The 7868-nt window shown below is 51.7% G+C and carries 7 protein-coding genes and 1 tRNA gene; 4 read left to right on the plus strand and 4 right to left on the minus strand.

Annotated features, from left to right (window positions below; genetic code table 11):
• The coding region (locus HOM51_10545; protein ID MBT5034943.1) for a cupin at positions 1-615 on the minus strand (615 nt) is incomplete at its 3' end.
• 71 nt (positions 616-686) lie between these two features.
• Between HOM51_10545 and HOM51_10550 the strand changes: the two genes are divergently transcribed.
• Both HOM51_10550 and HOM51_10555 read left to right on the plus strand, forming a co-directional pair.
• The gene (locus HOM51_10550; protein ID MBT5034944.1) at positions 687-1472 is read left to right on the plus strand and encodes an alpha/beta fold hydrolase; all 786 of its coding nucleotides are present in this window, start codon (positions 687-689) and stop codon (positions 1470-1472) included.
• 115 nt (positions 1473-1587) lie between these two features.
• Positions 1588-4068 (plus strand): PAS domain-containing protein, encoded by a 2481-nt coding sequence (locus tag HOM51_10555; protein MBT5034945.1) that lies wholly within the window; start codon positions 1588-1590, stop codon positions 4066-4068.
• Positions 4069-4121: 53 nt separating this feature from the next.
• Here the strand turns inward: HOM51_10555 and HOM51_10560 are convergent, their stop codons facing one another.
• Genes HOM51_10560 through HOM51_10570 form a run of 3 tightly spaced genes read right to left on the minus strand, consistent with a single transcriptional unit; the run spans position 4122 to position 7198 of the window.
• On the minus strand, positions 4122-4481 hold the full coding sequence (locus HOM51_10560; protein ID MBT5034946.1) for a hypothetical protein: 360 nt from the start codon (positions 4479-4481) through the stop codon (positions 4122-4124).
• Positions 4482-4493: 12 nt separating this feature from the next.
• On the minus strand, positions 4494-6047 hold the full coding sequence (locus tag HOM51_10565; GenBank protein ID MBT5034947.1) for a DHA2 family efflux MFS transporter permease subunit: 1554 nt from the start codon (positions 6045-6047) through the stop codon (positions 4494-4496).
• Positions 6044-7198, minus strand: coding sequence for an HlyD family secretion protein (locus HOM51_10570; GenBank protein MBT5034948.1), 1155 nt, complete (start codon positions 7196-7198; stop codon positions 6044-6046). Before HOM51_10570 ends, HOM51_10565 begins: the two co-directional genes overlap by 4 nt.
• Before the next feature lie 120 nt (positions 7199-7318).
• On the opposite strand from HOM51_10570, the gene HOM51_10575 reads away from it, so the two are divergent.
• Complete coding sequence (locus HOM51_10575) at positions 7319-7630, plus strand: ETC complex I subunit (protein ID MBT5034949.1); 312 nt, start codon at positions 7319-7321, stop codon at positions 7628-7630.
• A 60-nt stretch (positions 7631-7690) separates the two neighbouring features.
• A tRNA-Arg gene (locus HOM51_10580) sits at positions 7691-7767 on the plus strand.
• The last annotated feature ends 101 nt before the right edge of the window (positions 7768-7868 follow it).

The raw sequence follows: 7868 nt of genomic DNA on the forward strand, positions 1-7868 counted from the left end.
GGTGTGCTCGCTCATATGCGGGCTGCGAATCCAACTGCCTTGGGGGTAGGTGCCGTGTTCGTCTTGGAAGGTGCCCTCGATCACATAAATTTCCTCGCCACCAAAGTGGGTGTGGCGGTTGAACTGGGTGCCAGGTTGCCAGCGCACCAGGGCGACGCTTTCGGTTAGGAACTGATGCAGGGGGAGAACGCTGAGCCCTTCGACCATGCCTGGGACGAACCCTGCTGCGTGGGTGTCGAGTTTTACGATCTCCGCATCGCCCTCTTGAAATTGCCAGAGCTTCACCAAAATTGTGCAGCCTTCTTTGGTAAAAGGCGCATGGGATGTGCCGATAGGATTGCGGAGGTAGGACCCTGGGCCGAAATCTCCAGCCTGGTCAGAGAACGTGCCCTCCAGCACCAAAAACTCCTCGCCACCATCATGAGTGTGCAGGGGGAAGTTGCTGTCTGGCGCGAACCGGACCAGGGAGGTCGCCCGCGCGACTTCTCCACCAATCCGATCCAACATGATGCGATCAACGCCGGAACTGGGTGAAGAGACCCAGTCCATATCGTGGGTATAAACCGCGACCTGTCCGTCAAAGTCTGCGTTGATGCGGAGGATTTCGTCTTGCATCTAATTTCTTCCTTTGAGCAAACTACTTCTGAAAATTTATCCGAATTTGACGGCGATATGGAGAACAAATAATGGCGACGATGAGTCTCGGTAAAAACACTATTGAATACGAACAAGCGGGTACGGGGCCGGACATCGTGCTTTTGCCGACGCTTTTGGCAGAGATGAGCGTCTATGATGAAGTTATCAATGACCTTCGCCAACACAATCGTGTGACACGGTTTAATTTTCCAGGGTTCGGTCAATCAACTGGCCCCATCGAAGCGTCGGTTGCGGCGTACGCGGATTTGATGTCTGAGGCGATGAAATCTCTTGGACTGCCGCCCGAGACCGATATCATCGGCAATGGCTTTGGCGGCTTTATCGCGGGGACCATGGCCATCCGTCATGGCGATACCTTTCAGAAACTTATCTTAATGGATTCCGGCCCCGGGTTTCCCGCACCGGCTCAGGAAATTTTGCGGGGGCTGGGCAATAAGGCGAAGGAAGAGGGAATGGGGGGCGTGCTAGATGCCGCGATTAAAAGAATGTTCCCAGAACCCTTTATCACCCGTCACCCTGACATCATCACCCGACGTAAAGAGTGTCTGTCAGAAGTCGATCCTGATCTGTTTGCCAACGCAGCCTTCGCGCTTGCGGATCTTGATAACGCGCCAAAATTGAAAGATATCAAAAACCCCACCCTCGTCGTTGTCGGGCTGGAAGATGCGACGACACCTCCGGCCTTGTCGTACCAACTGGCGGAAGGGATCGCGGGGGCTGAATTAATTGAACTTCCCGAAATCGGCCATTGTCCGCAATTGCAGGACCCTGCTGGATTTCTACGTGTCGTAATGCCATTTCTTGGGCTAAGCTAGCTTAGCAAATAATAGGATCGAATGTATTTTGTCGAAATTTTTCTCATTGATGATTTAAGTTTAGGCTGATTTCCTTTGTCTGTAGGATTTAAGGGTGCGCCAAACTGAGGCGGAAATGACGAATAAAGATCAGGCGTCGGCGCAATTTAGCAATTCCCTCATGAGCATCGTGAGAGGCGGGTCCCTGTATCAGGGGGACACCGACAAAGCCTTCAACGACGTCACCGAAACGGCAACGCAGACACTGAATATCGCGCGGGCGGGTGTGTGGCTTTATGCCGATGATTGCTCGAAGATCGTTTGCGAAGACCTTTATGAGAAAGCGGACGACGTGCATTCGAAAGGCGGCGAACTGGCGGCAGTTGATTATCCAGATTATTTTGCTGCGATAGAAAAAGACCGTACCATCGATGCCCATGATGCCCACACTGACCCCCGAACCCGGGAATTCTCCGAGTCCTATTTGACACCACTTGGAATTGCTTCGATGTTGGACGTGCCAATTCGCTTTGGTGGTCAGCTCATTGGCGTTATCTGCCTTGAACATATTGGATCGGCGCGTCCTTGGTCTTCAGACGAAATTACCTATGCCGGGTCGCTTGGTGATCTTTTGTCCCATGCCATTGAGGTTCGTGAACGAATTCTGGCAGAGGAGGCTTTGAGGAAGAACGAGGCGCTGTTTCGGGCGGTGGTTAACCATTCGCCTACTAAAATCCACATCAAAGACATCGATGGGCGCTATATCCTGATTAACAATGAGGCAGCGGATCTATTCGGTGTCACGGACGAGGATGGGCGAGGCAAGGACAGCTATGATCTGTTTTCAAAGGAAGCTGCTGATATCTTTTCCGCCCACGATCAGAAGGTTATCGACTCCGGCGAAGCCTTGGAGGAGGAAGAGGAGTTTATCCGTAAAGATGGTCTTCATACCTACCTGACGACCAAGTTCCCGATTTATGATCAAGGGGTCATGACGGGGATCGGTGCGATCGGAACGGATATCACTGAACGTAAACGGGCTGAAGTCGCCCGACAAGAATCAGACAATCGATTTCAGACTGTTGTCGATAGTTCGCCTGCTGCCATTACACTTAAGGACCGGAACGGCGTTTTCCTGCTGGTAAATCAAACCTATGCCAAATGGGCGAATTCGACCTCAACTAAGATCATTGGTCGGAAAGTTCACGACTTATTCTCGAAGGAACAGGCGGACATCATTGAAGCCTTGGATCAAAATATCATGGCGTCGGGTGAAGATCATGCTCGCGAGACTGTTATAACTTACGGGGATGGCCAAACCCGGAACATCCTGACCCAAAAAAGACCAATATATTCGGCTGATGGGAACGTGGCGTCAATTTCCACGATCATTACCGATATTACGGAGCAAAAGCAGGCTGAAATTGCCCTCCAAGAGTCAGAAAGTCGGTTTTTAAGTATCTTCAATAGCTCTCCGACAGCAATCACGCTCAGGGACCAAGACAGCCGTTTTATAATGGTCAATCAAACTTTTGCCGATTGGATGCAGTCAACGCCATCTGAATTGGTCGGCAAAACAATTTTTGATTTATTTCCACCCGATCAGGCGGAGGATATTTGGGCTATTGACCAGAATGTTTGGAAAACCGGCGAGAATCATACCGGAGAGGTCGTCAGATTATTTGAGGACGGTATGGACCATACAATTATTGATAACAAGCGCCCAATTTATTCAGCCGACGGCGATATAATCGCGATTTCCACGGTCGTGACTGACATCACCGAGTTGAAACAGGTGCAGGCAGAACTGCAAAGCACTAACGATGAATTAGAGGCGCGCATTGCTGAAAGAACAGCACATCTGGAAGCAGAAATCTCTGAGCGAAAGCGCACCGAGAAAGCCCTGCTAACAGCGAAATTAGAAGCCGAGACATCGAGCAAAATCAAAACCGACTTCCTCGCAAACATGAGCCATGAACTCCGCACGCCGCTGAACGCCATTATTGGCTTTGGCCAATTTTTAAAGGTCCTCCCAGATGACAAACTGAGCGAGAGACAAGACGAATATGTCGATGACATTTTGGGCAGTGGTCGCCATTTATTACGCTTAATTAACGATGTCCTGGATATATCAGCAATCGAAGCTGGCAAGCTGGAAATTCATATAGAAGATGTTGAAATTGCGCCAATTATTCATGAGGCAGTGAGGCTGGTACAGGCCCGGGCCGATGCCGGGAAAGTGCAAATCTCGGTCGAGGACGATAAAAACAAATCTAAATTCGGAGTGGACGAGCTTCGCCTAAAACAAATTTTACTAAACCTTCTATCGAATGCGATTAAGTTTACGCCGGAGGGGGGGAAGGTTTCCCTAAACTGCACCTTAAATGATGAACTTAAGATAATCATTTCAGATACTGGCGTCGGCATGACGAAGGAAGAAATCAGGCAAGCGCTGGAGCTTTTCGGACAAGTGGACTCTTCATTGGAGCGAAAGTACGAGGGGACTGGTTTAGGCTTACCCTTGGCCAAACAGCTCATCGAAGCCCATGGCGGCACACTTGATATCGAAAGTGAAACGAATGTGGGAACCGTGATTACCATCGTATTCTCGGCTTAAACTTTGTATCTCGGTAAATACCCCGTGAATATTTTGCGAACCAACAGAAAACATTAAGATTTAGGCGCAGGCGGTCGGGTCAGCCAGTAGACTGCCCAGGCGAAGCCACCAACCAATAAAATTCCAGCCAGGATTTGATCCCAAAGACCGTGTGTCGTGGTGCCGATGATCAGGCCAATCAGCACCGGGGCGATGGCCATTTGGCTGTTGCGCACGCGACGGTCGCGGTTGATCTCCGCGCGGTTATAGATCGACCGGCAAAAGCCCTCGCGTTTAATTTCTTGCTGGTATTTGAATGTTTGATCATCGCTCGGAAGGGTGTCGCCATCAACCGACCATTCGCTCTCTTCCCGCTCGGGCTTCATGCCGACCGGGTACTCGATGTTTTTCTCTTTCCAAATTGGACTGACCATAATAGGCCCAGTCTAAACCCTTTTTTGTTTCAAAATCCAGGCCGGAATGACCGCGAATACGAAGACCGCGGTGATGAAGGTGATGCCGTCTTGGAAGCCATAGGTATTGGCCTGGGCATAAATAATTTTATCGAGATACTCCAAAGCGCCCGGAAGAAGCTGAGATTCGGGCAGCCCTGTTTCTTGCAGCTTGCGGGTGACTTGGTCCAATAATTCCCGGGTGGCAGCGTTGTCGGCAGTCTGGGTTGCGGTCATGGCTTCGCTGTGGAATTGGGTTCGATAGGAGATGATCACAACCAACGCGTTAATGCCGAATGCACCGCCAATTTGGCGGGTAAAATTCAAGGTGCCGGCACCTTGGTTGAGTTTTTCCGGGGGCAGGGCTTTTAAGGCGGCGGCGCTTAGGAACGGCAGTATAAATCCCAATCCGCAGCGCCCGATAACCGCATAAAACATCAACATGACGAATGAGGAATTAACATCTGCCGTGGTCATAAGCCCGGCACTTAGGGCAAACATCAACAGGCCAATGATCACTGGATAACGCGCCTGAACCGTTTCAGGGATGTAGCGCCCGGTGAAATACAGCACAGTCACAAGCGCCAACCCGGTGGGCAGGACCAACAGCCCGGCCCGGGTCGCGGTGTAGCCTTGGACGGTTTGCAGGAACACCGGAATAATATAGGTGATCGAGAAATTCCCCACCCCAAAGACAAAGGCGACAACCAAGGCCGAACTAAATGCAGGGATCTTGAACAAGCCGAAATTCATCAGCGGTTCTTCTTTATCCAACTGCGTCATGACAAAGACCACAGCCGTCCCCACAGCGACTGCGGTGTAAGTCAGGGTCTGGTCAGAAACCCAGCCCCAGCGGTGGCCGTTGGCAAGCACCGACAGAAAAAGGGTAATTGTTATTCCGACCAAAATAACGCCGACCCAATCAAGCCGGGGCAGAGGGCCCGTACGCTTTTCCTGGGGCATGAAGACCGAGCCTAAGACAAGCGCTGTTACGATCAGCGGCAGGGGCATGAAAAAGATGTATCGCCACGAAAATAGATCGATTGCCAATCCCCCCACGTAAGGTCCCATGTTGGGGGCGATCACCACGCCCATGCCATAGATGCTCATCGCCCAACTACGATTGTTTGACGGAAACACATTGAAGATGGTGACCATGACCAGAGGTTGGATTAGCCCCGAAGCAAACCCCTGAATAATCCGACCGACAACGATCAAATCAAAATTTGGTGCAAAGCCACCAATGAAAGTGCCAACCAGGTAAATTCCGAGTGCGATCAAGAAGGAATTGCGGTGACCAAAGGTCTCGACTACCCAGGCAAACATCAACTGGCTGATGGTCATTGTGGCGATGAAACTCGTCGCCATCCACTGCGCTTGATCTTGGCCAATGCCATAGGCGCCCATGACGTGCGGTACGGCAACATTAGCGATGGTCGCCGACAAGACCATCGTCATCGCCCCTAAAAGTGCCGTGAAGGTGACGAGCCAGCGGTAGCGTGGCCCGAAGCGTTGGAACATTCCGTCAACGCTTTCGTCAGGGCTCATTTTTTACCGATGTCGATGTAGATTTCAGCCATCATGCCGGGCCTGAGAGTTTCCTCCGCCCCCTCAACCCGAACACGGACGCGCAGCCTTTGGGTAATCTTGGTGAAGTTACCGCTGGGGTTAGGCGTCGGCAGCAGGGCAAATTCGCTGGTCGCAGCATTGCCGATGGCAAAGACTTTGCCGGTGAATTCTTTCTCCGGATAGGCATCGATAGTCACCTTGACCTTCTGGCCGACCTTAACTTTGCGAATCTGGGTTTCTTTGATATTGGCGTCGACCCAGACCTTGGACGGGTCATGGATCAGCATCAAGCGCTGACCCGGCAGGACGTATTCACCAACATCTGCAAAGGTGCGATCAACCACGCCGGGAATGGCGCTCTTGATGGTCCGGTCCGAAACATCCAATTTCTGCTGGTCGATCTTGATCGCCAGCTCTTCAATTTGGGCGCGGATAATGCCGAGCCGTCCATCGAGGACCTTTAGTTCTGCGCGGTCCGCCTCTGCCTCCTTCAACTTGGCTTCAGACGCAGTGTGTCGGGCCTGCGACATGATAACCGTGCTCTGCAGCTTTTGCTCGGTGGCCACAGCCTTATCCAGCACTTGCTTCGGGATCACTTTCCGTTTGTAGAGTTTACGGGCACGGGTCAGCTCACTGACCGCCAAGTCTAATTGAGGCTCGTAGGACTGCATTTCCGCCTTAGCTGCATTGAGCACCGAAAGCTGGGTCACATAGCGGCTTTTGGTTTGCTTGTCGATCAGGTTTTGTTCCGCCCGCAGCCGGGTGCGTTCTGCCATCAGGGCGCGGTGCTGGGCCTGATACTGCTTCACCATCAAGGCTGAGTCGCGGTCGTCAATGGCAATCAAGGTGCGGCCCTTTTCAACCGCATCGCCTTCTGATACTGGAATTTTGGTAACCCAACCGGCAACCCGGCTGGAGATGGTGATCAACGTACCCGCCACCCGCGCATCATATTCATAGACGAAAATATAGCGGATGTAGGCTTCGCGTCCGCCTAAGGTCGCGATAACTGCCACCAGCAAACTAACCATCAGATAGCGCTTCCACGGACGCGCGCGCTTAACAGGCGTCGCGGGTTTAGCTGCCGCGCCGGAGGTTGTTTCCGGATAATCGTCGGTTTTAGCGTCCAATTTTCTGGTTTCCTATGACGCGGTGGGGAGAAATTCTCATCCATTTCACACGCGTACGGACTTTTCACTGCACTATAATGGGGGTATGTTCCCCCTAGGCCAAGCACGAAAAGGTGAAACATGACTGACGTGAGGATTTATCAACCGACGAAAAATGCCATGCAATCTGGTCGGGGTAATCTTAGCAAGTGGATTTTGGAGTATGAATCCGCAACCCCGCAGCAGGTCGATAGCCTGATGGGATGGGTCGGCGGCGGCAATACAAAGCGCCAGGTTCGGATGAAGTTTGAGTCCAAAGAAGAGGCTGTCGCCTTTGCCGAGCGCGAAGGCCTGAACTATCAGGTCACCGAGCCAAAGCAAAGACGCATCCTGATCAAGAACTACGCCAACAACTTCACCTACCACAAAGTCGAAAAAGGCTTCGGCAGCTGAAATTTAGGGGCTCACCCCAATACTGACACCCGATACTTAGCACTGATCCCCACCCCCAAAGCGCCCGTAGCTCAGCTGGATAGAGCAACGGACTTCTAATCCGTAGGTCGCAGGTTCAAATCCTGCCGGGCGCGCCATTTTAACCCTATATAACAATAAGTTATAATTAGACTTAGGTCGCATGAGTTTTACCATTCCTCGTGAGTACCCACTGAGTACCCATCAGAAATGGCGTTTA

The sequence above is a fragment of the Rhodospirillaceae bacterium genome (assembly GCA_018660465.1).
Classification (GTDB): Bacteria; Pseudomonadota; Alphaproteobacteria; order Rhodospirillales; family JABJKH01; genus JABJKH01.

Coding starts and splice junctions, on each gene's coding strand:
- HOM51_10560 (MBT5034946.1), bottom strand. CDS start 4,481: ATGGTCAGTCCAATTTGGAAAGAGAAAAACATCGAGTACCCGGTCGGC.
- HOM51_10555 (MBT5034945.1), top strand. CDS start 1,588: ATGACGAATAAAGATCAGGCGTCGGCGCAATTTAGCAATTCCCTCATG.
- HOM51_10565 (MBT5034947.1), bottom strand. CDS start 6,047: ATGAGCCCTGACGAAAGCGTTGACGGAATGTTCCAACGCTTCGGGCCA.
- HOM51_10575 (MBT5034949.1), top strand. CDS start 7,319: ATGACTGACGTGAGGATTTATCAACCGACGAAAAATGCCATGCAATCT.
- HOM51_10550 (MBT5034944.1), top strand. CDS start 687: ATGGCGACGATGAGTCTCGGTAAAAACACTATTGAATACGAACAAGCG.